Annotated in this window: 23 protein-coding genes, 4 tRNA genes and 1 pseudogene; 8 read left to right on the forward strand and 20 right to left on the reverse strand. The window is 42.2% G+C overall.

Features of this window, described 5'->3' with window-relative positions; genetic code table 11:
* Positions 1 to 280: 280 nt before the first annotated feature.
* Positions 281 to 1461, forward strand: a protein-coding gene (locus DACET_RS16070; protein ID WP_430640263.1) for an IS3 family transposase whose coding sequence is annotated in 2 segments (ribosomal slippage) — positions 281 to 551 and positions 551 to 1461 — 1182 coding nt in all. Because the reading frame shifts where the segments join, the coding sequence is not laid out codon by codon here.
* A gap of 38 nt (positions 1462 to 1499) precedes the next feature.
* Here DACET_RS16070 and DACET_RS14055 read toward each other — a convergent pair.
* From DACET_RS14055 to DACET_RS14075, 5 genes and pseudogenes are all read right to left on the reverse strand, one after another.
* A pseudogene (locus tag DACET_RS14055) lies at positions 1500 to 1838 on the reverse strand (NAD-dependent epimerase/dehydratase family protein); the annotation flags it as partial.
* The gene (gmd, locus tag DACET_RS14060) at positions 1838 to 2956 is read right to left on the reverse strand and encodes a GDP-mannose 4,6-dehydratase (RefSeq protein WP_013012030.1); all 1119 of its coding nucleotides are present in this window, start codon (positions 2954 to 2956) and stop codon (positions 1838 to 1840) included. The gene gmd and the pseudogene DACET_RS14055, both read right to left, overlap by 1 nt.
* A gap of 11 nt (positions 2957 to 2967) precedes the next feature.
* Positions 2968 to 4371, reverse strand: a complete 1404-nt coding sequence (locus tag DACET_RS14065) for a mannose-1-phosphate guanylyltransferase/mannose-6-phosphate isomerase (RefSeq protein WP_013012031.1) — start codon at positions 4369 to 4371, stop codon at positions 2968 to 2970.
* A 17-nt stretch (positions 4372 to 4388) separates the two neighbouring features.
* Positions 4389 to 5741, reverse strand: coding sequence for a phosphohexomutase domain-containing protein (locus DACET_RS14070; protein ID WP_013012032.1), 1353 nt, complete (start codon positions 5739 to 5741; stop codon positions 4389 to 4391).
* A 102-nt stretch (positions 5742 to 5843) separates the two neighbouring features.
* Positions 5844 to 6923: a glycosyltransferase family 4 protein gene (locus DACET_RS14075; protein ID WP_013012033.1), complete on the reverse strand. Its 1080-nt coding sequence runs from the start codon at positions 6921 to 6923 to the stop codon at positions 5844 to 5846.
* 98 nt (positions 6924 to 7021) lie between these two features.
* Between DACET_RS14075 and DACET_RS14080 the strand changes: the two genes are divergently transcribed.
* Entirely contained in the window at positions 7022 to 7762 is a 741-nt protein-coding gene (locus DACET_RS14080; protein WP_013012034.1) for a glycosyltransferase family 2 protein, read from the forward strand.
* Here the strand turns inward: DACET_RS14080 and DACET_RS14085 are convergent, their stop codons facing one another.
* The 5 genes from DACET_RS14085 to hisB are packed head-to-tail and all read right to left on the reverse strand — an operon-like array spanning position 7763 to position 11483.
* Positions 7763 to 8980 (reverse strand): CinA family nicotinamide mononucleotide deamidase-related protein, encoded by a 1218-nt coding sequence (locus DACET_RS14085; RefSeq protein ID WP_013012035.1) that lies wholly within the window; start codon positions 8978 to 8980, stop codon positions 7763 to 7765.
* A 25-nt stretch (positions 8981 to 9005) separates the two neighbouring features.
* Positions 9006 to 9473: a phosphatidylglycerophosphatase A family protein gene (locus DACET_RS14090; RefSeq protein ID WP_013012036.1), complete on the reverse strand. Its 468-nt coding sequence runs from the start codon at positions 9471 to 9473 to the stop codon at positions 9006 to 9008.
* A gap of 4 nt (positions 9474 to 9477) precedes the next feature.
* Positions 9478 to 10194, reverse strand: coding sequence for a 1-(5-phosphoribosyl)-5-[(5-phosphoribosylamino)methylideneamino]imidazole-4-carboxamide isomerase (hisA, locus tag DACET_RS14095; protein WP_013012037.1), 717 nt, complete (start codon positions 10192 to 10194; stop codon positions 9478 to 9480).
* A gap of 56 nt (positions 10195 to 10250) precedes the next feature.
* Positions 10251 to 10871 carry an imidazole glycerol phosphate synthase subunit HisH gene (gene hisH, locus DACET_RS14100; protein WP_013012038.1) on the reverse strand — a complete coding sequence of 207 codons (621 nt, stop codon included), beginning with the start codon at positions 10869 to 10871 and terminating at the stop codon, positions 10251 to 10253.
* A 27-nt stretch (positions 10872 to 10898) separates the two neighbouring features.
* Positions 10899 to 11483 (reverse strand): imidazoleglycerol-phosphate dehydratase HisB, encoded by a 585-nt coding sequence (gene hisB / locus DACET_RS14105; RefSeq protein ID WP_013012039.1) that lies wholly within the window; start codon positions 11481 to 11483, stop codon positions 10899 to 10901.
* 94 nt (positions 11484 to 11577) lie between these two features.
* On the opposite strand from hisB, the gene DACET_RS14110 reads away from it, so the two are divergent.
* From DACET_RS14110 to DACET_RS14120, 3 genes are all read left to right on the forward strand, one after another.
* Positions 11578 to 12504 carry a phosphate-starvation-inducible PsiE family protein gene (locus DACET_RS14110; RefSeq protein WP_083772431.1) on the forward strand — a complete coding sequence of 309 codons (927 nt, stop codon included), beginning with the start codon at positions 11578 to 11580 and terminating at the stop codon, positions 12502 to 12504.
* 81 nt (positions 12505 to 12585) lie between these two features.
* Entirely contained in the window at positions 12586 to 15189 is a 2604-nt protein-coding gene (secA, locus tag DACET_RS14115) for a preprotein translocase subunit SecA (protein WP_013012041.1), read from the forward strand.
* A gap of 126 nt (positions 15190 to 15315) precedes the next feature.
* Complete coding sequence (locus DACET_RS14120) at positions 15316 to 16530, forward strand: IS256 family transposase (protein WP_013009968.1); 1215 nt, start codon at positions 15316 to 15318, stop codon at positions 16528 to 16530.
* A gap of 285 nt (positions 16531 to 16815) precedes the next feature.
* Here the strand turns inward: DACET_RS14120 and rpsU are convergent, their stop codons facing one another.
* From rpsU to DACET_RS14165, 9 genes are all read right to left on the reverse strand, one after another.
* Positions 16816 to 17034 (reverse strand): 30S ribosomal protein S21, encoded by a 219-nt coding sequence (gene rpsU / locus DACET_RS14125; RefSeq protein WP_013012042.1) that lies wholly within the window; start codon positions 17032 to 17034, stop codon positions 16816 to 16818.
* A 24-nt stretch (positions 17035 to 17058) separates the two neighbouring features.
* The gene (lon, locus tag DACET_RS14130) at positions 17059 to 19365 is read right to left on the reverse strand and encodes an endopeptidase La (RefSeq protein ID WP_013012043.1); all 2307 of its coding nucleotides are present in this window, start codon (positions 19363 to 19365) and stop codon (positions 17059 to 17061) included.
* A gap of 268 nt (positions 19366 to 19633) precedes the next feature.
* Positions 19634 to 20881, reverse strand: coding sequence for an ATP-dependent Clp protease ATP-binding subunit ClpX (clpX, locus tag DACET_RS14135; protein ID WP_013012044.1), 1248 nt, complete (start codon positions 20879 to 20881; stop codon positions 19634 to 19636).
* Between the two features lie 64 nt (positions 20882 to 20945).
* The gene (gene clpP, locus DACET_RS14140) at positions 20946 to 21533 is read right to left on the reverse strand and encodes an ATP-dependent Clp endopeptidase proteolytic subunit ClpP (RefSeq protein ID WP_013012045.1); all 588 of its coding nucleotides are present in this window, start codon (positions 21531 to 21533) and stop codon (positions 20946 to 20948) included.
* Between the two features lies 1 nt (position 21534).
* Positions 21535 to 22893, reverse strand: coding sequence for a trigger factor (gene tig / locus DACET_RS14145; protein WP_013012046.1), 1359 nt, complete (start codon positions 22891 to 22893; stop codon positions 21535 to 21537).
* A 27-nt stretch (positions 22894 to 22920) separates the two neighbouring features.
* Positions 22921 to 22993, reverse strand: a tRNA-Gly gene (locus DACET_RS14150).
* A 28-nt stretch (positions 22994 to 23021) separates the two neighbouring features.
* A tRNA-Leu gene (locus tag DACET_RS14155) sits at positions 23022 to 23104 on the reverse strand.
* 16 nt (positions 23105 to 23120) lie between these two features.
* Positions 23121 to 23193 (reverse strand) — tRNA-His (locus DACET_RS14160).
* A 16-nt stretch (positions 23194 to 23209) separates the two neighbouring features.
* Positions 23210 to 23283, reverse strand: a tRNA-Arg gene (locus DACET_RS14165).
* A gap of 169 nt (positions 23284 to 23452) precedes the next feature.
* Here DACET_RS14165 and DACET_RS14170 point away from each other — a divergent pair.
* From DACET_RS14170 to DACET_RS14180, 3 genes are read left to right on the forward strand one after another with little or no spacing between them, the layout of a single operon-like run.
* Positions 23453 to 24244 carry a DUF72 domain-containing protein gene (locus tag DACET_RS14170; protein WP_013012047.1) on the forward strand — a complete coding sequence of 264 codons (792 nt, stop codon included), beginning with the start codon at positions 23453 to 23455 and terminating at the stop codon, positions 24242 to 24244.
* The gene (locus DACET_RS14175; protein WP_013012048.1) at positions 24237 to 25526 is read left to right on the forward strand and encodes an aspartate aminotransferase family protein; all 1290 of its coding nucleotides are present in this window, start codon (positions 24237 to 24239) and stop codon (positions 25524 to 25526) included. Before DACET_RS14170 ends, DACET_RS14175 begins: the two co-directional genes overlap by 8 nt.
* Positions 25527 to 25550: 24 nt before the next feature.
* The gene (locus DACET_RS14180) at positions 25551 to 25823 is read left to right on the forward strand and encodes an EscU/YscU/HrcU family type III secretion system export apparatus switch protein (RefSeq protein ID WP_013012049.1); all 273 of its coding nucleotides are present in this window, start codon (positions 25551 to 25553) and stop codon (positions 25821 to 25823) included.
* Positions 25824 to 25857: 34 nt separating this feature from the next.
* Here DACET_RS14180 and DACET_RS14185 read toward each other — a convergent pair whose 3' ends face one another.
* Positions 25858 to 26217 (reverse strand): response regulator, encoded by a 360-nt coding sequence (locus DACET_RS14185; RefSeq protein WP_013012050.1) that lies wholly within the window; start codon positions 26215 to 26217, stop codon positions 25858 to 25860.

Raw genomic sequence — 26217 nt, forward strand, 5'->3', positions numbered from 1 at the left:
GTATAATTAATCCACCAAAAAACCAAACAGAAACTACAAGAGAAGTCCAACCCTCAAAAGCTAAACCGAAAAATAGTTTATCTATAATTAATTTTAATATAAATATTGTAGAAAATAATGTAGTGATCAAACCAATATAAAAGATATATATTAAAGGTTTACTACTAAAAGAGGTAATAGAGTTTACAAATAGTGCTAGCTTTCTTTTTAAAGTATATGAGGTAGGTCGGGAAAATTGGACACCATATCTGGTATAAATAATATAACCGGAGGGAAGTCCATGGAGAGATTACCGAGAAGTTTCTATACCCACGCCTTTAAAGAAGAAGCAGTCTCTTTAGTGTTGAACGGAGGTCTTTCAGTAGCAGAGGTAAGCCGTCAACTCAGTTTATCTGAGCAGACGCTGCGTAACTGGATTAAGAAGCATAAGGAAGGTAGCCTGAAAGATAAATCAGGCAGCCGAACAGTAACAGAACTGGAGGCGGAGGTCTCCCGCCTTAAGAAAGAGCTTTCACAGGTTCGCCTGGAGAGAGAAATCTTAAAAAAGGCTATGGCGTACCTTGCACAAGAGCCTCAGAAAGGTACGCACAAGTAGAGGCTTTAAACAGGGAAAACAGTTTCCCTATAACAGCAATCTGTAAAACCCTGAAAGTATCCCGGAGTAGCTATTACTCTTGGATTAACCGTAAAGCCTCTAAACGCTCTCAGGACGATGAGAAGCTTAAAGTATTTATCAGGATGGCTCACAAGAAGGGGCGAGGCACATATGGCGTAGAGAAGCTTCAAGACGAGCTGAGAGATGAGCATGGCATAGAAGTAAGCCTTCATCGCATCAAGCGTCTGCGCAAAGAGATGGGGCTTCGGTGTAAGCAGGTGAAGAAATTCAAGGCGACAACGAATTCAAAGCACAATCACCCTGTTGCACCGAATTTGTTGAACCAGAAATTCTCAGTATCCGGTCCTTGTCAGGTATGGGTATCTGACATTACCTATTGCGCCACAGACGAAGGCTGGCTGTATCTGGCTGGGATAAAGGATTTATGGAATAAAGAGATTGTGGGCTATGCTATGAGCTCCAGAATGACCCAAGACCTCGTTGGTCGTGCTCTGTTCCGTGCGGTATCGCTGAAACGCCCTCCTGCTGGCATCATCCATCATTCCGACAGGGGGTCGCAATACTGCTCAAAGAGCTACAGAGCCTTGCTGGAACAGTTTGGTTTCGAGGTCTCAATGAGTCGTAAGGGCAACTGTTACGATAATGCGCCGATGGAAAGCTTCTTTGGTACGCTGAAGAATGAGCTGATCTATCATCAGAGATATTCTACCCGTCAGGAAGCAGAGGCTGAGATTCAGGAATACATTGAGATATTTTACAATCGAGTGAGAAGACATGCCAGTCTTGGTAATCTTTCACCTACTGCATATGCTCGATTAGAATTGACGAAGCGTTACGCTAAATGATAAAGTTATGGTGTCTAAAAAACTCGACCTAGGTCATTTTTATATGCAGCATAAATAGTATTGTTTTGTATCTGAAGATTTTCATATATAAAGTCAGCCCTATATTTACTATTGGCGACGATACCTCCTACTTTTGCAGCAGCCAGATAAACAAACTCGGGCTTTTCATGTTTAAAAAAGCTATTCACAGCATTCTTATCCATCATATCTAATCGAACAAATCTTGTCTTATCTCCAGCAAGCATATCACTAGAAGGTTTTCGGTTCCTGTAGCTTGCAACAATATTCTGATAACCTCTATTTATCAAATTTCTTATTATTGCACTGCCAACAAGTCCAATGCCGCCAGCTACAAAGATTTTACTATCTTTATTCATCAGAGTTCGATCCCGTCAAACACTTGATATCCGCCCTCTTTGAGATATTTCTCTCTTTTCATATTCACGATGTCACTTGCTACCATTTCCTCGACAAGACTTTTTAAATCGTATTTTGGTTTCCAGCCAAGTTTTGTTTTTGATTTTGTAGGATCACCAATTAACAGGTCAACTTCTGTTGGTCTAAAATAAGCAGGGTCAACTGCGACAATTTCCTTGCCTGTTTCAAGTTTAAATTCTTTATTACTGCAAGATTTAACATACCCTTTTTCGTTTTCCCCTTCCCCTTTAAATTCTAACTCTATGCCCGCTTCTGCAAAGGCGAATTTAACAAAGTCTCTTACAGTTGTTGTCACACCAGTAGCGATAACAAAGTCTTCCGGCTCATCTTGTTGAAGAATGAGCCACATAGCTTCTATATAGTCTTTTGCGTGTCCCCAATCACGTTTGGCGTTCATATTGCCAAGATATAGTTTATCTTGCATGCCAAGAACAATTTTAGCAACTGCTCTAGTTATTTTTCTGGTAACAAATGTTTCCCCTCTAGTGGGACCTTCGTGATTAAAGAGTATGCCGTTGCATGCAAACATTCCGTAAGCTTCTCTATAGTTAACGGTAATCCAGTAGGCATACATTTTTGCCACAGCGTATGGGCTTCTTGGGTAAAATGGTGTCTTTTCAGATTGTGGAACTTCCTGAACCAAACCGTAAAGTTCACTTGTTGATGCTTGGTAAATCTTAGTCTTTTTTTTGAGACCGAGTATTCTGATCGCTTCAAGTATGCGCAATGTTCCGAGTCCGTCTGCATTTGCCGTATATTCGGGAGTATCAAAGCTAACCTTAACGTGGCTCATTGCCGCAAGATTATATATTTCATCCGGCTGAGTTTCCTGGATGATCCTAATAAGATTGGTTGAATCCGTAAGATCACCATAGTGGAGTTTGAATTTAACGTTCTCTTCGTGTGGATCCTGATAAAGATGGTCTATTCTATCTGTTTTGATTATTGAGCTTCTTCTTTTAATACCATGTACGATGTATCCTTTAGCAAGAAGGAATTCTGCTAAATATGCGCCATCTTGTCCAGTTACGCCTGTAATAAGTGCTACTTTTGACATAATTTCACCTGTTATTTTCTATTATAATCATCTGAATATCTCGTAATGTCATCTTCGCCAAGATATGCACCAACCTGAACCTCTATTATTATTAGGGGCTCATTACTGATGCATTCGAGTCTATGCTTGGTGCCTGCGGATATATATATCGATTCATTATTTTTGATATTTAATATTTCCTCTCCCCTTGTCACTTTTGCTTCGCCTGAAACTACAACCCAGTGTTCGCTTCTCTGTTTGTGTGACTGTAGTGAGAGTCTTCTGCCAGGCAAAACTACAATTTTCTTAACCTTATACCCATATCCACTCTCGATAACACAATAAGTCCCCCAAGGTCTATTGACAGTTTTATGAGTGTCTAAGAGGCATAGGGTTTCTGTTTTAGCTGACATAATTTCGACTGCTTTTTTTACATCCTGCGAACTCCCTTTTTTGCTTATAAGAAGCGCATCTGGAGTATCTATTATAATAAGGTCGCTTACATCAATAGTTACAACCTGCTTATCATCAGCCATTATGAAGTTATTGTCAGAATCTACAGCAATAGAAGTTAACGAGCAACAATCCTCACTTTCTTCTACATTCAGCACTTTACTTAGAGCATCAAAACTACCTATGTCATTCCACCCAATATCAGCCTTAATAGCCTTAACAATGTTACTTTTTTCCATCACAGCATAATCTATACTGTCGGCAGGAATTGCCTGCATATCCCTTATGTCAATATCAAGCTTATCCATATCTTTATTTGCTGCATTGAGATATGCTATTTTAGATTTTTCGTATATATCAGGAGAATATTTTTTTAGTTCCTTCAGAAAGGTTGAAGCTTTAAAGCAAAACATTCCACTATTCCAGTAATAGTTTCCAGATAATAAGTATTTTTCTGCTACGTCTTTAGATGGCTTTTCATGAAACTTTAACACATCTACTACAGTAGAATTTTCAACAACCGAACACTCTAAATATCCGTATCCGGTTTCGGCGTATTCAGGTTTAATACCAAATGTTACCAGATCACCATTGTTTGCTGACTTTTCAGCCTCTTTAATAACGTCATCATAGTTTTCGACATTGCTAATGAGATGGTCTGAGGGGGTAACGAGGATAACAGCTTCAGGGTCTACAGCAAAACAGGCAATAGCTATCGCAGGGGCGGTGTTTCTGCCCACGGGTTCAAGTATATATTTAAAATTAAGATTTTCATCGTTAACAGCCTCAGCCTGATCCGCAGCTATGAAATAATTGTCAATACTTGTGACAATTAGATGACTTGTTGATTCGATATTTCTAAGAATAGTTTCCTGAAAGAAAGACCTGTCGTTTATAATTTTGCAGAATTGTTTTGGATAACTTTTCCTTGATATTGGCCAAAGGCGTGTTCCACTGCCTCCACACAAAATAACATTTATCATATTTACTCCAAATGTTTTCAATTAAGATGCTTTATCAGTCTAAGTAGTTCATCGCGCTTTGCTTCCATAAGAGCTATATCGTTGCGTGCTTCGACATTGAGTCTTATCACTGGTTCAGTATTTGACATACGCAGATTGAATCGCCAATTTTCGAAAGACATGCTTACACCGTCAGTGTGGTCTATCTCTAAGGAATCATTTCTGTATTTTTCAATTATCATAGAAATAGTTTTTTCGGGATCTTCAACTGATCTATTTATCTCACCGCTAACAGGGAAATTTGACATCATTTCTCTTGTCATTTCAGAGAGTTTTATTTTTTTATTTTTTACAAGAGCTGCGACAAGCAGCCATGGGATCATACCACTGTCACAATAGAAAAAGTCTCGGAAGTAATGATGTGCACTCATTTCGCCACCGTAGACAGCGTCTTCCTGCCGCATACGTTCCTTAATAAAGGCATGTCCAGTCTTCGTCATGACAGGGATACCGCCAGCACTCTTTACTATTTTAATTGTATTCCATGTGAGCCTTGGGTCGTGTATGATTTTACTTTCGGGTTTGTCTTTTAATAATGCCTCAGCAATGATCGCAACGATATAATAACCTTCAATAAACTCTCCGTTCTCATCAAACAGAAAGCACCTGTCAAAATCGCCATCCCATGCAATACCCATATCTGCGTGGTTCTTAATAACAGCTTGAGATGTAGCTTGCCGTTTATCTGGTAAAAGCGGATTTGGTATTCCGTTTGGAAAATTTCCGTCAGGCTTGTTATGAATCTTAATGAACTCAACAGAGAGCTCGTTTTCAAGAAGATCAACAACAGGACCGGCACATCCATTACCTGCATTGACAACTAATTTTAGCCCGGTTAATTCTTCTTTATTTATAAATCCAAGTATAAACTTAATATAAGCATCTTTTGAATATTTATACTCAATCCTGCCCTTGCTCTTACACGGCAGAAAGCTATCTTTTTCGATTAGTTTTTTAATATCTTGAAGCCCGCTGTCGCCTGATATAGGTTTTGAGTTTTCACGGACAAGCTTCATACCATTGTAGCCTTTCGGGTTATGGCTGGCAGTTATCATTATGCCACCACCAGCGTTATAAAATGACGTCGCAAAATAAACTTCTTCTGTCCCGCATAAACCAATATCTATTACATCTACACCAGAATCAAGGAGTCCATTAATAAGCTCTCTTGCCAGCATATTGCTTTCTAATCGGATATCTTTTCCGACGACAACAGAAGATGGGCAAATAATCTCGGAAAATGCTCTACCTATCTTATAAGCTAAATTTTCATCTATCTCTTCAGGAACTTTTCCGCGTATGTCATATGCCTTAAAACATTTAAGATTCATATATAAAACCCTTCTTCACTTCACAATTCAGACTTTAACTTTACCAAACTAATACATTGGAAGTAAAGTTCAATGTCGTACATTTTGTTAAATATATAATATTTATAAATAAACTCTTGAGTAGCTCTTAATAGTCTCTGAGCAGCATTTATCCCATGAAAACCTATTCCGTTGTTGATGACATTTGCTCAATATTTGAACTTTATTATTATTATCTGCTAACAAACCAATTTTTTCGGCAAAACAGTGTGCAGTGGGTGCATCACATAAAAGACCAGCATCGTCTACAACTTCAGGCAGAGAGGATTTGTTGAGGACGATGGGTATGCATTCTGCGTTTATAGCCTCTGCTGCAGGGATACCAAACCCCTCATACGACGAAGGGTAAAGTAAACAATAAGACAGATTATATATTTTATTGAGAATATCAGTACTTACAGCTTTGTCGATGTGCAAATATTTACCCTTCAGGTATCGTTCTGTTAAGTCTTTTTCTGCACTTGAAAAACTCCCGCCTCCGACAATAATTAACCCTAAGCCGGCTAATGCCGATGCTTCCACAGCAATATTATAATTTTTATAAAAACTTCTGGAGCCTACAAAAACAGCATATTCTACATCAGCATTAAGACCAAATGCTTTTTTCAATTCTTCTTTCTCAAAACTTATTGGAGAAAATTCTTTATTAACTCCATTGTAGACAACATCTATACTGTCTGGGTCTATGTCAGGATAAAACATCAGTAGATCCTGTTTTGTACTTTTAGAAATACAGATGATTCTGTCTGCACGTTTTATGGCTTTTCTTTTCTGCCAGCTGTGCACCTGTTTACGCAATCCGCTAAAAAAATATTCATAAGTAAAATCATGAATAGTGACTATTGTTTTTACTTTATTATCCAAAGGTACTCTATAGTAACTTGAGTGGAACAGACAATCTTTCTCTATTGGGTTAAATACAGGTAAATACCTTGCAAACTTCAGTATTCTTACCTTGTCATATTTGACACTACCTATAGGGATATTAAGCTCATTACGGAAAAAATTATTACATGATTTATCATATTCTATAAAACTTATATCTTCTGTAGTAATTAACCTATTAGTCAGTTCGTACCAATATTTTGATATACCGCCGGAATTCTGAAGATAATAAATAATATTGTCATAGCAAAGTTTCATAACAGATTACACTTCTCCTTCTTTTGACATCATTCTTACGTAAAGTGATTATCACTTTCATTTCAGGAAATATTGTAATAGATTACAACATTAGAAATATGAAAATTACAATCATCACCACCACGAAAAACAGCGAAAAAACTGTCAGAGATACAATAGAATCTGTGATAGCTCAGAAAGATGTTGAAATAGAATACATCTTACTTGACGCAATGTCTACTGACAGCACTCTTGACATAATAAGTTCATATAACAAACACATATCTAAGCTTATTATTGAAGAGGATAAGGGTTTTTACTACGCAATAAACAAAGGTATCAGCATGGCATCCGGTGACTTAATCGCTATATTAAACTCAGATGATGTTTATGCATATGACCATTGCTTAAAAGACGTTGTAGAAGTCTTCCAAAATAAACGAACTGAACTTGTCTATGCTGATATCCATATTGTTGATGCAAAAGATACAACACGAGTTGTAAGGCGGTGGATAAGTAAGCAATTCAACAGAAGAAAAATCAGCTTTGGATGGTGTCCTCCTCATCCCGCTTTCTTTGCAAAAAGGGAAATTTATAATAGGTTAGGGGCATTTGATACAGATTACAAGATTGCAGCAGATTACGATATTATGCTCAGATTTATGCTAAACACTAAAAATGATCCTGAATACTTGAATAAAGTGATAGTTAATATGAGAAATGGTGGTTTAAGTAGTAACAAAGCATTCAATCTTATAAATAAATTACTCGAGGATCGGTCTATAATTAAAAAACATAACCTACCTGGGATAATTACGCTTTTAGGGAAACGCTTAATTAAGATAAAGCAGTTTCTTTAACTATTTCTTCAGCAGTTCTGTCATCTCACGGAGAGCCGTTTTCACTGCACGGGTGCGGATAGCGTCTCTGTCACCAGCAAAAAAATGTTTTTTCGTAACGACATCCCGGTCAATGCAGTATCCCATGCAGACAGTGCCGACAGGCTTTTCGTCTGTTCCGCCATCTGGACCGGCGACCCCTGTAACAGAGATAGCGCACCTGGTCTGTAAAGTATTAGCAGCTCCCACAGCCATAGCCCTTGCTGTCTCTTCGCTAACTGCACCGTGGTTTATCATGATATTCTTCGGGACACGCAGAATGCGTTCTTTAACATCATTACTGTATGATATTATTCCGCCCATAAAAACATCGCTGGCACCTGCAACGCTGGTAAAGTCTGCCCCGATCATGCCGCCCGTACAGCTTTCTGCAACGGAAATAGTCATATCTCTTTCACGCAGAAGCCGAAGAAGAACCGCTGCCATACCGTCATCACCAAAACCGATAAAATTGCGGGGGAAGCTGTCCTTAAGTTTCAGAGCGTATTCATCTATAAGGCTTTTGTCAAAGCCTCTCAGCTTAACAAAGCACTCGCCTTTCGAAACATTTATTATACACTCCAGCGAAGACGGCAGATGTAATTCTCTTATCACATCATCAATATCGCTCTCCGGCAGCCCGCCTATACGCAGATCAAGACTGAACCGTTCGTTCAGGGAAAACTTCCGAAGCATAAAGGGCATAACAAAGTCATCGAACATTTTATACATTTCATAAGGCACACCAGGCATACTGACAACAGTGCATGAGTTCTTTTCAACCCCGAAGCCCATAGCGGTTCCTGAATTGTTTGGGAAAAGCATGCACCCCTTAGGCAAAAGCGCCTGTCTTTCGTGAGAAGGTTTTATGCTGACATTGCGTTTTTTCAACCATTCAACCATGTGCCGACGGGCCTCTTCGTTCATCTCTGTGCCAACACCCGCGGCTTCCCCAAGAGTTTCAGCAGTGAGGTCGTCAAATGTCGGTCCGAGCCCTCCGGTGGTAAGAATAATGTCGTAAGTCTCCATACCTTCTCTAAGCAGTTTGACGATCTTCTCTCTATGATCAGGAATGAGACGTATATCCGTCACGTCAAAGCCGGCTTTCGTCAGCTTTTTACCCAGCCACGCAGAATTAGTGTCGACAATGCTCCCTTCAAGAAGCTCACTGCCTATCGCAAATATGGCAACTTTGACCATCTTTCCACCTCAAATGTTTATGAATTTACCTGTGAGCAAAAAGCATTATATACCCGTAATAGAGAACACCCAAGCATATTATGCTGTAGAACCCTGCCATAAGGTCGTCCACCATGACACCGACACCGCCATCAATCTTTTCTAATTTTTTGATAGGGTAGGGTTTGGTTATGTCAAATATTCTGAAAAGGATAAACCCTGCAACCAGCGTGAATGTACTCACCGGGAACACAAGAAATATCATATAAAATGCGGCTATTTCGTCGATAACAACCTCTGAAGCATCTTTTTCTCCAGTATGTTCACCGTGATATTGCGCAGACATTGTGCCGAGCAGGAGCATAATGAAAAAGACTATCGCTTTAACGTAATACGGGGAACCAGCTGTCAGCAGAACGGGAACGACAGCAGCGAGAGTGCCAAATGTCCCCGGGGCAAAAGGAGCGCACCCCGAACCGAAACCGAGAGCAACCACCATGTATAATTTGTGCATCTGTTTACCCCTGAAGCCTTAGTGCTTCTTCAAGGTCAATTCTGCCTTCGTAGAAAGCCTTGCCTGTTATCGCACCGAGTATATTTTTCTTTCCGCTCAAAGCCTCTATGTCTTCTATACCTTTCAGTCCGCCTGACGCTATCACAGGGTACTGTATCTCTTCTGCCAGACTGAGTGTAGCTTCAATATTTATTCCGGAAAGCATCCCGTCACGCATAATGTCGGTATAGATAACACTTTCAGCGCAGTAGCCTTCGTAGCTTTTAATAACTTCCGCTGCTGTGAGCTCACTCTTTTCGTACCAGCCCTCTGTTGCAACGCAGCCGTCTTTCGCATCTATTCCGAGAATGATCTGATGTGGATATTTCTTCATGGCAGCCATAACAAAATCAGGATCTTTCACAACAGCAGTGCCGAGAATGCAGTATTTGACACCTATATTAAAGTATCCTTCAACACGCACAAGCTTACGCAGACCGCCGCCAACTTCAACATCCATTCCCGCTTTGGAGACTATCTGTTCGATAAGGTCAAAGTTAGTTGTTTCTCCGTCTCTGGCTCCGTCAAGGTCAACGATGTGCAGCCTTTTAACGCCCATGTCAGCAAATTTCTTTGCAGCGTCAAGAGGATTATCGTAATAAACAGTATAGTCGTCCATATCTCCCTGTCTGAGGCGTACAGCTTTCCCCCCCAGCAGGTCGATCGCAGGTATAATAAGCATATTCAAAACTCCGTAGTATCCGCATCATTAAGGCGGGATTATATTTCAGTCAGTTCTTAGACATTCCATACAGCGAAATTGTTCAGCAGATGCAGCCCCAGTTTCTGGCTTTTCTCCGGATGAAACTGAGTAGCGGCAATATTTCCTTTGATAACCATCGCAGTGAACTCTTCACCGTAAACGCATGTAAGAGCCTCTGCGTCAGGGTTTTCAGACATGGCTCTGTATGAGTGTACGAAATAGAAGTAATCCCCTGTATTGATACCTTCCAGAAGAGGATGTTCAAACTTTTTAATAACCTGATTCCAGCCGATCTGAGGTATCTTCATCCCCTGCTTCACAATCTCATCAGGAAATTTTCTGACTGAACCTTTGAAATAGCCGAAACCGTCATGTTCGCCGAATTCGTAATCCTTTTCGAAAAGCATCTGCATACCGACACAGATACCCAGAACAGGCCTGCCTGTGGCGACGAATTCCACAACAGACTCTTCAAGCCCACTCTCTTTGAGTTCTCTCCGGCAGTCGCCGAATGCCCCCACACCGGGGAGTATGACTCTGTCTGACTTTCTGATATCTTCAGGATCTGAGGTTATCTTTGCATCATAGCCGAGGGACTGCAAAGCTTTCTCCACACTTCTCAGGTTCCCGACTTCATAATCTATCACTGAAATCACTGTAAACTCCTTAATTCAAAGAACCCGTCAGGCAAGAGAACCTTTTGTTGACGGGATCTGGTCTGATTCGATTTTAACCGCTGTTTTTATGGCACGTGCAACACACTTAAAAATACCCTCTATGATGTGGTGTGTATTCCTGCCGTACCGCTTTATGATGTGCAGATTGATGCCTGCACGATCAGCAAAAGCTTTGAAAAATTCTTCAACAAGCTCAGTGTCAAAGTCTCCGACTTTTTCAGCAGGAATAGGCGCATCAAAATTAAGATATGTTCTGCCTGAAAAGTCCACAGCACATTCAATGAGTGTCTCGTCCATAGGCAGAAGGAAAAATCCGTATCTGGCTATTCCACGTTTGTCCCCGAGAGCCTTTACAAAAGCTTCCCCCAGGACAATACCTATATCCTCTGCTGTGTGGTGAGCGTCGATATGAGTATCTCCGTTCGCATTAACAGTAAGGTCAAATGAACCATGGCGTGAAAAAAGCTCCAGCATGTGGTTCAGAAACCCCACTCCCGTTTCAACGGAGTATTTCCCTTTGCCATCGACATTCAGAGTAATGCTGACGTCTGTTTCGGTCGTTTTACGCTCAATTGTTGCTTTACGCTCCACAGCATGCACCTCGGACTTTTATTTTACTTTATTTTCTACTTATTTTATCCTAACATAGCAAGAAATAAATATCTATTCCCTGTAACGGCTTACCATGCAGAAGTACGCCAGATACACCGGAGCTGTGATGAGATACCACAAAAGTCTTCAGAAGCACTATGACCTTTCAGAGAAAGACATCGAAAACCTTCTTTATATCCAGCCGAATATGGAGAAATACAGACAGGAGTTTCTGGATGACTATTTAGATGCGGCGAAAAGCAAGTTTCATCTTACCGGTGAACAGATTGCAGCTTTGGAAGCGAACAGTGACAAGATGGAAAAATGGTATAACTGCCTTTTTCAGGGGTGCACAGCGAATCCTTACTATAACTTCCTCTATAAGCAGGGCGCAGGGCTGTTTAAATATAACTTTGATCCTGATTTTATACCTGCGATGATAAGCTTCGCTAGGCTCTGGATGCATGAAAAAGTTTTCCAGACTATAGATGACGACTACAGGCGCAAAGGCATTCTCCTTTCACTGCATAAGCTTCTTGATATCAACAGCGAGATTATGCTGGGAGCTTATTACGACAAAACAGTAAGCAAATACAGCTCTGTTTTCAGCTGGCGAAAGACGATTGTGGACTTTTCCGAACGTTTTTCACTGGTCATGCACTCCATACTCGTACTTGTCCTCATGGGGCTTACGATTATGTCAGTCTATATTTTTGCACAGGATGTAATACATCTGCTGTCCGGACATGCCGAAACCATGCTTATAACTGCTCTGGGGTCGCTGCTTATCATATGGGTGCTGGTGGAACTGCTCCATACAGAAGTGCAGATAATCGGCGGCGGTAAATTCAAAACCTCGGTCTTTATAAGTGTTGCTCTTATTGCTTTTATCAGAGACCTGCTTATAATCACCCTGAAGCACGAAAAGGGGAACATGTTTCAGCACGGATTCATACTGACTTCTATACTTGTACTCGGGCTGATATTCTGGCTCATTTCACACACGGAAGGGAAAGATTAGACCTTTTTCGGGATTCAACTGTCATATTATAATGAGTAAATCCCAATTAATGATAAATTTATTCAACAACGGAGTTTTTAAATGTTAAAAAATGTCGCAAGAAAGATCTTCGGTTCATATGCAGACAGGTATACCAAAAAGCTGCTGCCGATGGTTCAGGAAATAAACTCTCTGGAAGAAAATATAAAGAAACTGTCTAACGAAGAGCTGAAAGCAAAAACGGATGAATTCCGTAAAGCTCTTGAAAACGGGAAGACAGAAGATGATATACTGACGGAGGCTTTTGCGGTTGCAAGAGAATCTTCTGTCCGCACCATGGGCATGAGACATTACGATGTTCAGATGATGGGTGCATATGCACTGCACAAAGGCAAAATCGCAGAGATGAAAACCGGTGAGGGTAAAACTCTGGTGGCGACACTTGCAATGTACCTGAACGGCATCAGCGGAAAGGGCGCGCATCTCGTAACAGTAAACGACTACCTCGCAAGGCGGGATGCACAGTGGATGGCTCCTGTTTATCTCTTTCTCGGTCTTACAGTGGGGATCATCCAGCACATGGCATCATTCCGTGTGGAATGGGACAACGAAGAGGAACTAACCACAAAGATTGTCGAGTGCGACAGAGACGAAGCCTATGCCGCCGACATAACTTACGGTACAAACAACGAATTTGGCTTTGACTATCTACGTGACAATATGAAATCACCGAATGAACCCCTTGCACAGCGTCCGCTTCACTATGCAATCGTAGATGAAGTCGACTCCATACTCATCGATGAAGCAAGAACACCTCTTATCATTTCCGGTCCTACAGAGAGCGGCACAGATCATTATTACGAAGTAAACAGTATTGTGAAAGACCTCGAACCACACAAACACTACAAACTGGACGAAAAGAACAAATCCGCACAGCTTATAGACGAAGGTATCAACGCAATCGAAGCAGCGATGAAAATTGATAACCTTTTTGATATCAAGTACGTTGATATGCTCCATCACTTTAACAACTCTATAAAAGCACACGCTCTTTATAAAAAGGACGTGGATTATGTTGTAAAAGACGGAGAAGTTATTATTGTTGACGAATTCACCGGACGCCTCCAGCCGGGAAGGCGCTACGCAGACGGCATGCACCAGGCTCTTGAGGCAAAAGAGGGTGTTAAGATCGAAAGCGAAAACCAGACCCTCGCCTCCATCACCTTTCAGAACTATTTCCGTATGTATGAAAAGCTCTCCGGTATGACTGGTACCGCACTTACAGAAGCACACGAATTTCTTTCTATATATAACCTCGAAGTTGCCGTTATCCCCACACACATGAAAATGATCAGAAAGGATAATCCCGACGTCATCTTCCGCACTGTCACAGAAAAGCTGAACGCAATTGCCGACGAGATTGAAGAGATGCACAAAGAGGGGAGACCGGTTCTTGTGGGTACCAGCTCCATAGAAAAAACAGAGATAATAAGCTCCCTGCTGAATAAAAGAAAAATCAAACATGAAGTTCTCAACGCCAAAAATCACGAGCGTGAGGCAGAGATCATAAAAGATGCCGGAGAGAAAGGCGCCGTAACCATCGCCACAAACATGGCTGGACGTGGTACTGATATTAAGCTGGGCGAGGGCGTAAAAGAGCTCGGAGGACTGCATATACTCGGTACTGACAGACACGAATCAAGGCGTATAGACAACCAGCTCCGTGGACGTGCCGGACGTCAGGGTGACCCCGGTTCATCACGTTTCTACGTCTCCCTTGAGGATGACCTCATGCGTATCTTCGGCTCAGAAAAGATATCCTCCATTATGGAAAAGCTGGGCATGAAAGAAGGGGAGTCGATAGAGCATCCCATCATCAGCAAATCTATCGAAGGAGCCCAGAAGAAAGTCGAGGGCTTCCACTTTGAGATTAGAAAGCATCTGCTTGATTACGACAATGTTATGAACCAGCAGCGTAACGTTATCTACTCTCTCAGAAAAGATATCATAACAGGCGAGGCAACTGATGCCATCATTACAGAAACCATTGATAACGTTCTGAACAACATGGTTGAAGTATACGTTAACGCCACCGATAAGCCAGATTTTGACGAATTCGAAAAAGATATAGAAGAGACATTCGGCATCAGCTTCAGATTTTCCGAAGACAGAAAAGAGATGCAGAGAGACCTCAACCAGCTGGACAAACTCATCGAAGACAGAGTTGAAGAGAGGCGAGATCAGTTCGGCGGGTATTTCGAAGAGGTAATCAGATTCCTATATATTAACATTCTGGACAATAGGTGGAAAGAAAACCTGCTCCAGATGGATTATCTCAGGGACTCTGTGGGACTCCGGGGATACGGACAGAAAGACCCTCTCAACGAGTATAAGAGAGAAGCTTTTAATCTCTTTGTTGAGATGATGAATAAAATTAACTATGAAGTTGTAAAGTTCCTCTTCCATGTTCAGGTTCAGGCAGAATCAGATGTTCAGGCGGCTCAGCAGCGTGAAAAACTGCAAACAACGGAAGAGCATAAAGATATCTTTGCCGAAGAGAAGAAAGAACAGAAGAAAAAGCCGATCACCCGAGATTATCCGAAAGTCGGAAGAAACGACCCTTGCCCATGCGGAAGCGGCAAGAAGTATAAAAAATGTCACGGACAGGCAGAAGACGGAAACGACACAGAAGAAACAAACGCTTAACAAAAACAAAACTACTACATCTGAGGGCGCAGCTAACCTGTGTTCTCAGGTGTTATTGTAATATCTGAGCGTGTAAATAAAAGTGTGTAAACGTCGTATGTGTTAAACTAACATGCGAGGTTTATGATGAAATTAGACAAGGACAAACTGAAAGAACTGCTTGCTGAAAGCGATGTAAAAACCACAGAAGACCTTCAGGTGTTTATGCGTGACATGATGAAAGAAGTCATAGAAACGCTCTACGAAGGTGAGCTTGAAGCCCATTTAGGCTATAAGAAACATGAACCGAACGTAAGTGACGGCAACAGCCGTAACGGTCGTTCTTCCAAGAAAGTACAATCACAAATGGGCGAAATGGAACTCGAAGTACCCCGTGATCGCCTATCAACCTTTTCGCCTGAAATAGTCAAGAAACGCCAGACAGATATATCAGGCATTGAAGCTAAAGTAATTTCCATGTATGCCAAGGGTATGAGTAACCGTGACATCAAAGAGCACATCTTTGATATCTACGGTCATGAGCTATCGCCGGAGACAGTCAGCGTTATTACAGACAAGATTCTCCCACAGGCTAAAGAATGGCAGAACAGAGCCTTGGAAGAGATATACGCCATCGTCTTTATGGACGGCATGGTTTTAAAGATGCGTGTGGACGGAGCTGTTCGCAACGTCACTATCTACTTTGTGATCGGCATCAGCATGGAAGGTCATAAATCCTGTCTGGGGCTATATCTTGCCGAGACAGAATCCGCTAAATACTGGCTGACAGTTATGAACGAGCTAAAGAACCGTGGAGTACAGGATATTCTTATCTTTGCCGTAGACAACCTCAAGGGCATCTCAGAAGCTATAACAGCCGCTTTTCCACAGTCTGAGATTCAGAAATGCGTAGTCCATCAGATACGCAACTCTCTCCGCTTTGTGCCCTGGAAGGAGCGTAAGACTGTGGCTGCTGACCTCAAGAAAATCTATGCCGCAGCGACCGAGGAACAAGCCAGAGCTGAGCTGGATGCCTTTGCTGAGAAGTGGGACAGCAAATATCCTAACATCTCGAAATCATGGCGGAACAACTGGACTGAGCTTTCTACGTATTTCAAATATTCCAAGGAGCTCAGGAAACTGATTTATACCACGAATCCGGTTGAGAGCTTCCATTCTGCCATCAGGAAATCGACTAAAGGAAAGGGAGCCTTCCCGACGGAAGACTCCCTTGTAAAGCTCTTATATTTAGCTATTTTAGGTATCGAAAAGAAATGGACTATGCCAATCAGGGATTGGGGTGTAATATACTCACAGCTGTATATCAACTATGAAGACAGAATTACGACTTTACACAGTTAAGATGACAGGCTCTAATATCTGCTCATTACTCTTTCTCATATCAGCTCACTCACCAGATACACAAATTCCCTTGCATATAATATTTCATAAAAGACACTAATCATTTATTTGGTTTCAACTGGCAATAAAAAAACCGACAAAGACCTCGCTCTGCCGGTTCATATAAAAGACAACCGCTTATCCAAGCGATTATACTCATTTTAGATACACCTTCCGGTGTGAAGTACAAATTAAGCAAACGGATACGTCCGTTCACCATAAGCAGCCGTCGTTCAGGCGAACCGCCTAATAGTATTTGTACTTTTCAGCGATTTTACGCTGAAGCTTCTGTTGCTTTCTGCGAGCCTTAAGAAGCTTTTTACGACGAACCTCAGTTGGTTTCTCGTAGTAGGTATACTTTTTGATCTCTCTGATGAGACCTTCGCGCTCGATCTTCTTTTTGAGAAGTTTAAGAGCGTAGTCAACGTTATCTCCGTCAACACGTACTACTGCGTTTATAGCCACAGTAATCACATCCTTTCTTGGTATTTAAATTATTACGATTTCAAAGACCTCTTCGATATTCTCAACGAGGTGAAACCGAACTATATTTCTAACATCAGCGGGTATTTCTGTCAAGTCCTTATCATTTGCCTTCGGGAGTATAACCTCCTTCACGCCTGCTCTGTGGGCAGCCAACACCTTTTCTTTTATCCCTCCGATAGCGAGCACACGTCCACGAAGAGTTATTTCTCCTGTCATTGCAATATCGCACTTCACCTGTCTGCCTGAGAGAGCCGACATTATAGCTGTGGCGAGTGTTATCCCTGCGCTCGGGCCGTCTTTCGGTACAGCACCTTCCGGCACATGTACATGGATATCTGTTTCAGAAAATCTGGCAGCAGGTATTTTAAATTTTGAAGCATGACTCTTCACAACAGTAAATGCTGTTTTTACAGACTCCTGCATCACGTCGCCAAGCTTGCCGGTTATCTGCATTGAGCCTTTCCCTTTAGAAACGGCAACCTCTATCTGAAGTATATCCCCACCGTAGGGAGTCCATGCGAGACCGGTTGCAACACCAATCTCCACAACATTAGGGATATCCTCCTGCCTGAATTTAGGAATACCCAAGAACTTCTCTATCGTTGCCTTATTAACTCGTACACTTTTCTGGTCTGGCTTCTGGACAAGTTTCTTAACACATTTGCGCACAACAGAGGCGATCTCTCTTTCAAGGTTTCTCACCCCAGCTTCTTTAGTATAGCCCCGTATGATGTCCAGTATTGCAGTATCTGCAATGTTTACACGTTCCTGCACATTATGTTCTTTAATCATCTTAGGCACCAGAAACATCTTAGCTATTTCAAGCTTCTCTCTTTCTGTATAACCGCTTACATGAATAACTTCCATCCTGTCCAGCAGTGGCTGAGGAATGTTGTGTACATTATTCGCAGTGGTGATGAAAAATACTTTTGAAAGATCGTACTCAAGTTCCAGATAGTGATCCATAAAAGTGTTGTTCTGCTCAGGGTCGAGTACCTCAAGCAGTGCAGATGAGGGATCACCTCTGAAATCAGCACCTAGCTTATCTATCTCATCAAGCAAAAATACCGGGTTTGAGCTTCCGGCTTTTTTAAGCGATTGTAGGATCTTACCCGGCATAGAACCGATATATGTCTTTCTGTGCCCTCTGATCTCTGCCTCGTCACGCATCCCGCCCAGCGACATACGCACGAACTTCCTATTCATAGCTTCTGCTATAGATTTTGCTAGTGAGGTCTTACCAACCCCCGGAGGTCCTGTAAAACAGATGATCGGACCTTTTATATTTTCAGCAATCTTTTTGACTGCGAGAAATTCGAGAATACGTTCTTTAGGTTTTTCCAGACCAAAGTGGTCGCGGTTCAATATCTTTTCAGCGTTTTCAAGCTCCAGATCGTCATCAGTAAAAACACCCCAGGGCATACTGAGCAGCCAGTCGAGATAGTTACGGACAACTGTCGCCTCGGCAGACATCGGAGACATGAGCTTCAGTTTTTTATACTCACGCTCAGCACGTTCTTTAACCGTATCAGACAGATTGGAACTGTTGATCTTCTCTTCGATCTCGTCCATATCAGCTTTGAAATCATCGTCTTTACCGAGCTCTTCGTTAATCGCCTTAACCTGCTCTCCCAGATAGTATTCCTTCTGAGCTTTAGACATCTGATTTTTAACCTTTTGCCTTATCCGTGAATCCATCTTTGTCAGCTCAATGTATGTCTGCACAAGTTCAATTATCTTTTCAACCCGTGCGGTGGAATCGTCCATCTCGAGAACTGCCTGATGCTCTTCGTTGCGCATAGGCATGTTTGCAGCAATAGAATAGGCGAGCCTGTCTGTTTCGTCTATCTCTGCAATAGACTGTAATATATTATCATTAATTTTCTTCGAAACTTCTGCATAGGTATTAAAGCTTTCAGCTAGCATTTTATAAAGTGCCGGCTCTTCCGCTGCGTCAACTTCCTCATCCTCTAAGATACTCACATTGGCAAACAGGCAGTCCCCTTCGTCTGCAACGCTAAGTAGTCTTGCTCTGTCGACACCTTCCACAAGCAGCTTAACTGTACCGTCCGGAAGCTTGAGCACCTGAAGCAGTTTCGCCACCACACCTGTGGAATAAAGGTCATCCATCTCCGGTTCATCTAATTCATCATCCTTTTGAAGTGCAAAAAAGATATGCTTTGTTGAGCTTTCAGCAATATCAACAGCATTCACAGATTTGTCTCTACCCACAAAAACAGGGGAAATCATATACGGGAAGATGACCATATCCCGTAGGGGTATCAGTGTATATTGTTCAATTCTATCCATATTTTCACCTTTAAGATCTATAATATAATCAATTTAATCAAAAGAGGCAAGGTAACACCTCACTGCTTATCATAATGTATCTTAACGCAATGCTTCTTAAGATAGGACTGCGCATACCTTCTGTGTGCCAATCACCTGCGGCTCATTTTATCCGTCTTTTTCCCCGTTAAGAGTCAAGCTGAAGCATTCTCTCAATGGTCAAAAAAAAAGGGGAGCCTAAGCCCCCCTTATATATATCAACCTGCCGAATAAGCGGCAGACTAGGATACTATGCAGTTTCCTTTTTATTCTCATACATAAGTATGGGTTTTGCGCCTTCGTTGACAACATCCTCGTTGATAATACACTCTTTGATCCCCTCTTCAGAAGGGATAGAGTACATAACATCCATCATGGATTCTTCAAGTATGGAGCGCAGACCCCTTGCACCTGTTTTACGGTTGAGAGCCTTTTTAGCAACAGATTTCAGAGCGCTGTTAGTAAATGTGAGTTTAACATCATCAAATTTAAACATCTGCTCATACTGCCTGAGAAGACTGTTCTTAGGTTCCTGAAGTATGCGTACAAGAGCTTCCTCGTCGAGATCTTCCAATGCCGCAGCAACGGGGAGACGACCAACAAACTCAGGGATAAGACCGTATTTAACGAGGTCGGTAGGCTGAAGTTCACAAAGAAGTTCAAACCTGTTCAGTTCGCTCTTAGTCTCTTCTTCGGTTGCACTTGAAAACCCAAGCGATTTCTTCCCGACGCGCTTTTTGATCACTTCATCCAGATAGTCAAAAGCGCCGCCGACAATAAACAGGATATTTGATGTATCAACCTGTATATAGTCCTGCTGAGGATGTTTACGACCACCCTGCGGCGGAACGTTAGCAATGGTACCCTCGATGATCTTAAGCAGAGCCTGCTGAACACCTTCACCGGAAACATCACGTGTGATAGACGGAGAGTCCCCGCGTTTGGAGATCTTATCTATTTCATCGATAAAGATAATCCCTTTCTGGGTACGTTCAACATCATAATCCGCATTCTGAAGAAGCTTCAGTACAACATTTTCAACATCTTCACCGACATATCCTGCCTCTGTGAGTGTTGTTGCATCTGCTATGGCAAATGGCACATTAAGAATTCTAGCGAGAGTTCTGGCTAAAAGGGTCTTACCTGTTCCAGTTGGCCCAAGCAGAAGAATGTTGCTCTTTTCGAGTTCGACTTCTGATTTTTTCCCGTGGAGCACACGTTTATAATGGTTGTGTACAGCAACGGAAAGTATCTTTTTAGCTGCTTGCTGACCAATTACGTATTCGTCAAGCTTCGCTTTTATTTCTGCAGGTGTCAGCAGATTAAATACCTGCTCTTCACCGGAAAGTTCTTCAATGTCTTCTTTAAGTATTTCATTGCAGAGTTCAATACATTCATTACAGATGAATACGTTTGGTCCTGCGATAAGTTTTTTTACCTCGTCCTGACTCTTTCCGCAGAAAGAACAGGAGAGCGTCTCTTTTTTTCCTTTAGCCATATATTTTCACCTCGGGCAACTGAAAATGAATACTCTCAACAAAATATTATTATGTTAAGAATTTTCAAGCTCTATTGGTGATTACATCGTCTATAATGCCGTATGCTTTAGCTTCAGGAGCAGACATAAAGTAATCCCTGTCGGAATCCTTCTCTATCTTCTCATAGCTTTTTCCTGTGGCATCAGTGAGTATGTCGTTTAATATTTTTTTAATGCGGAGAATTTCTTTTGCCTGAATTTCTATATCCGCAGCCTGCCCCTGAGCACCACCCATCACCTGATGGATCATAACTCTGGCATTCGGTACAGCATATCTTTTACCTTTAGTACCGGCAGCAAGGAGAACAGCGGCCATACTGGCAGCCTGACCGATACATATAGTAGAAACATCCGGCTTGATGTATTTCATAGTATCGAAAATTGCAAGCCCGTCACTTACAGAACCACCGGGAGAATTGATATAAAGATGTATATCTTTGTCGGGGTCATCTGACTCCAGAAAGAGCATCTGCGCAACAATAGAGTTTGCTATTCCGCTCTCAACCTGTGAGCCTAAAAAGATTATCCTGTCTTTCAGAAGACGGGAATATATATCATATGACCTTTCGCCTCTGCCTGTCTGCTCGATAACGTACGGTACGTAGTAGCTCATATTACGCTTCCTTGCCGGCCTCTTTAGCAGCCTCTGCCACTTTGGCATCTCTTTCGGCTTTAGTTATTATTTTGTCTTCGACTTTGTTCTCTTTGAGGAGAAGATCGTAAACCATGTTTGTAAACACAGTATTCTGGAATGACTGCATACCGCCGTACTGATCCAGCTCTTTCTTCAGCTCATCTTTTGTTTTGCCATATCTCTCTGCATATTCGTCCAGAGATTTTTCAGTATCTTCTTCTGTCGGATTGATCTTTTCGATCTCACCGATTTCATTTATAATAAGAGCACTTTTAACCTGTTTTTCAGCAACAGGGAAATTCTGCTCAGCGAGTGCGTTTTTGTCGATGCCCATTTGTGCAGGGTCTATGCCGTACATAGCATACTGGCGAAGCTGTTGTTCTACAAGTCTCATTGCCTGCTCTCTAACCATGACAGTCGGGATATCAAATGGGTTCTCTTCCATAAATTTATCGAGCATGCTGTTATAAACTGCATCTTTAGCCATCTCTTCGGCTTCAAGCTCAAGGTCTTTTTTGATATCTTCTTTGAGCTGCGCAAGAGTTTCATATTTTTCATCAACATCTTTTGCAAATTCATCATCAAGCTCAGGTATCGCTTTTCTTTTGATTTCGTTTATAGTGATGGCGAAAGTTACCGGCTGACCAGCCATAGAAGGTTCCTGATAATTTTCAGGGAATGTTACGACTATATCTTTCTTTTCGCCTTTTTTAATACCTACACATTGCTCTTCGAAACCGGGGACAAACTGACCGGAACCGATTTCAAGTGCAAAATCCTTAGCAGTGGCGTTAGGAATAACTTCGCCGTTCATAGAACCTTCGAAGTCCATAACAGCCTGATCGCCCATCGCAATCACTGCATCGTCACCTTCAACAGGTTCAAATGCCGCCTGACGTTCACGAAGATTCTGCAGTACAGCATCGAGGTCTTCTTCTGCCACTTCGTTCATCTCTTTGGTAAACTCAAAGCCTTTATATTTTGTTATTTCAAAAGTAGGAAATACATCTACGTGTACATTAAAAGTTATTGGAGTATCGTCATCTTCGAATTTAACATCTTTAACTTCAGGCTGCCCCATAGCTCTGATGTCGTTCTCTTCGATAGCTGTTTTAACGGAGTCGTTAACAACAAGCTCAAGAGCCTGAACACGAACAGCGTGCCCTTTCTCTTTAAGAACCATCTCTTTGGGTGCTTTGCCTTCTCTGAAGCCCTGGATTTTTATATTTTTCGAAACTTTTGCAAGCTCTGCATCGAAAACGCCTTTATAAGTATCTGCGGGTATTTCAACGCTGAGTATTTTTTGAGATTTCTCCCCATCTGCTACAGTAACTTTCATTGTATTTTTCTCCTTGATGTATGGAAAAGCGGGTGACCGGACTCGAACCGGCGACCTCAACCTTGGCAAGGTCGCGCTCTACCAGCTGAGCTACACCCGCTTGACTATCTTTTGAAAGGGCTTTTGGATGCGAGTGAAGGGACTTGAACCCCCACGTCGTTAAGACACTAGATCCTAAGTCTAGCGCGTCTACCAGTTCCGCCACACTCGCAAAGCAAAAAGAAAAGGGTGAATGACGGGGATTGAACCCGCGACAACTGGAATCACAATCCAGGGCTCTACCAACTGAGCTACATCCACCACATTCTTCATCTAACGCGCTCAGGAGGATTCGAACCTCCGACCTACGGATTAGAAGTCCGTTGCTCTATCCAGCTGAGCTATGAGCGCATAGCCTTACTTTACGAATCACGAAATCTATCAAAAGACTTCCAACAAGTCAATAGCATTTTTATATTTATTTTGCAAGTTACTGCTTGCGCTCCTGCTAATTTCAGCTTATTAAATTTAATATATTGATAAACACTGCAAAATCTGCACAAAATTAAGGATACAGATAATGATACTTTTTGACAACACACCTTTTCATATAGGGACTGCCGGTTACAAATTTGATGACTGGACAGGTCCTTTCTACCCTAAGTTCACCAGAAACGAAGAGATGCTCGGTCACTACAGCAAAGAAAAAGGGCTGAAGTTCCTTGAGCTCACATTCACTTTCTACGCAGACCCTACAGAAGAGATCACTACAAATATAGCAGAAAACTCTGCGGATGACCTCATGTTTTCTGTCCGGCTCCCGAAAAGATTTCTTAAGAACCCCTCTTCGATATTTGATGCCAGCAGATTCAAAAATGGTCTCGACCCTATATACCAAAGAGTAAAGGCTTACTTCGCTGATTTCTTTTTCGGCTTCACGCCTTCCCGTGCGAACCTTGACCACATAGCCGCTCTCCGTGACAGATTTTCTGACAAGCCATTCTTTGTGGAACTTGCAAACCGCGGCTGGTATAAAGAAAAATATATTGAAGAGCTCAAGAAACTTGGTGTCGGCATCGTTGTCTGCGATTACCCTCAGGGAAGCGGTCTTGCTCCTTATTTCGTGCAGGCATTCGAGCGCAACGCTTATTTCCGCCTTTACGGAAACAGTCCTAAATGGACATCACATGAAACAAGAAACCTGGAATATGACTATACCGAACGCGAGCTCAAACGAATAATAAAAGATGCAAGCGCTATGAGCGCAATCTCTGATAATGTTTTCATTTCCTTCTGCAACTCTGCACAGGGATATGCACCGAAAAACGCTATGGAACTTTCAAAAATGCTGAGGGACAAAAACTGTGAATGATATCCTACAGCAGTACGAACAGAAATTTATTTCTTCAAAACTGCTTTTTGAGAAATCAAAAAACTTTTTTCCTAATGGTGTCTGCCATGACATACGAAACTACCCGCCATTCCCTGTTGTCACTGAAAAGTGCGAAGACATCTATATGTACGACACAGACGGCAACAAAATCCTCGACCTCTGGATGGGACACTACGCCCTGCTTCTGGGGCACGGCAACCCTTCACAGCTTAAAGGAGCAGCAAGGGGGCTCCAGTCGGGAATGCATCACGGCACACTGAATACTATGCAGATAGAATTTGCCGAACTTATGCAGGGAGCAGTACCGGAACTTGAACAGATGCGTTTCTGCACGTCCGGTACAGAAGCCACTATGTATGTAACACGAGTAGCAAGAGCATTCACAGGAAGAGACGTGATTGTAAAAGCAGAGGGCGGCTGGCATGGGGGCAATTCTGTTCTCTCAAACGGTGTAGTTCCGCCTTTCGTAAAACGTAAAAATGCCCCTGAAGGGCTGAAAACCGTATCCGTTCCATACAACAACCCTGAAATAACAATGCAAACACTCAATGAATACAAGGGCGAAATCGCCGCTATTATCATTGAGCCCATGCTGGGAGCCGGAGGCGGAGTGCTCGCAACAGGCGAATATCTTGCCTCACTGCGTGATTACTGCGACTCTACGGGTACTCTTCTCATCTTTGATGAAGTTGTCACAGGTTTCCGTTTCAGATACGGCTCCATATGGCCCCTGCTTGGCGTCTGCCCCGATCTTTTTACTTTCGGCAAAGCAACGGCAGGAGGCATGCATATCGGTGCTTACGGTGGACGTAGAGACGTCATGAATACCATCACAACACAAAGACTCTTCACAGGCGGGGGAACATATTCAGCAAACCCTCTGACCATGGCTGTCGGCATTGAGACCCTGAATGCTTTGAAAGGGATGGATTATGCAGAGTTGAACAAAGCTGGTGAAGGGATGCGCACATATCTTTCTGAAAAATCCCATCTTTTTAAAACACCGGCAGTGGTTACAGGCTACGGCTCATACTTCTGTCTGCACTTTCTTAAAGAATCCCCTGCGGAGCTGTCACCACATACCCTTCTGACCACAGGTGACAAGAAAGCAGAGGAACTCTTTAAAGCCGCCATGCTCGTCAACAATGTATTCACAATGCACTCAGGCGGTGCACTATCCTTTAAGCATCTTGAAAAAGGGACGATAGATAGTATTAAGCAGGCATACGAAAAGAGCTTTCAGATGATGGGGCTTCTATAGATTTGCCTCTGTCGTGAGGTCACTTTGAAATTTACCCGAAAGAAAGCTGCGGCTATAAGATACGATAAGGATATTGATAAAGTTCCTAAGCTGGTTGCCAAAGGGCAAGGGTTGATAGCGGATAAAATTATCGCCAAGGCAAAAGAACACGACGTCCACATTACTGAGGACAAAGACCTGGTCGAAGCTCTTTCAACACTTGACCTTTATGAGGAAATTCCTGAAGAGCTTTATAAAGTCGTAGCCTATCTTCTGGCGGAACTATACAAAATCAACGGTAAGCTGAAAAACAGCTGAACCGCAAACCGTAGCAAGTACCGGTCTACAGAGCTTACTCTTCTTCCAGATGCTCTGCTATCCTGCGGAGAAGAATGTCTATCTTCTTATCTTTTGTAAAGTATTCTTCGGCATAAAGAGAAGCGAAATTACGCTTATATTCGTCAAAGGCTGTCAGCAGAAACACAACCTGAGTATCCTTGATAAATTTTATCTCTTTCAAAACCTCAAGCCCTGATTTATCAGGCATGTTGACATCCAGAAGCACAAGATCAAACTCGCCTTCTTTAAAAGTTGCGACACCGCTTGTGCCGTCTACAGCGGAACTAACCTCGAAGCCCTTCTCTGTAAGCAATGCAGTGTAGTGCGCCCTGATATGCTCTTCATCATCAATAATAAGTATCTTCTTTTTCAT

It is taken from the genome of Denitrovibrio acetiphilus DSM 12809, assembly GCF_000025725.1.
Lineage (GTDB): Bacteria > Chrysiogenota > Deferribacteres > Deferribacterales > Geovibrionaceae > Denitrovibrio > Denitrovibrio acetiphilus.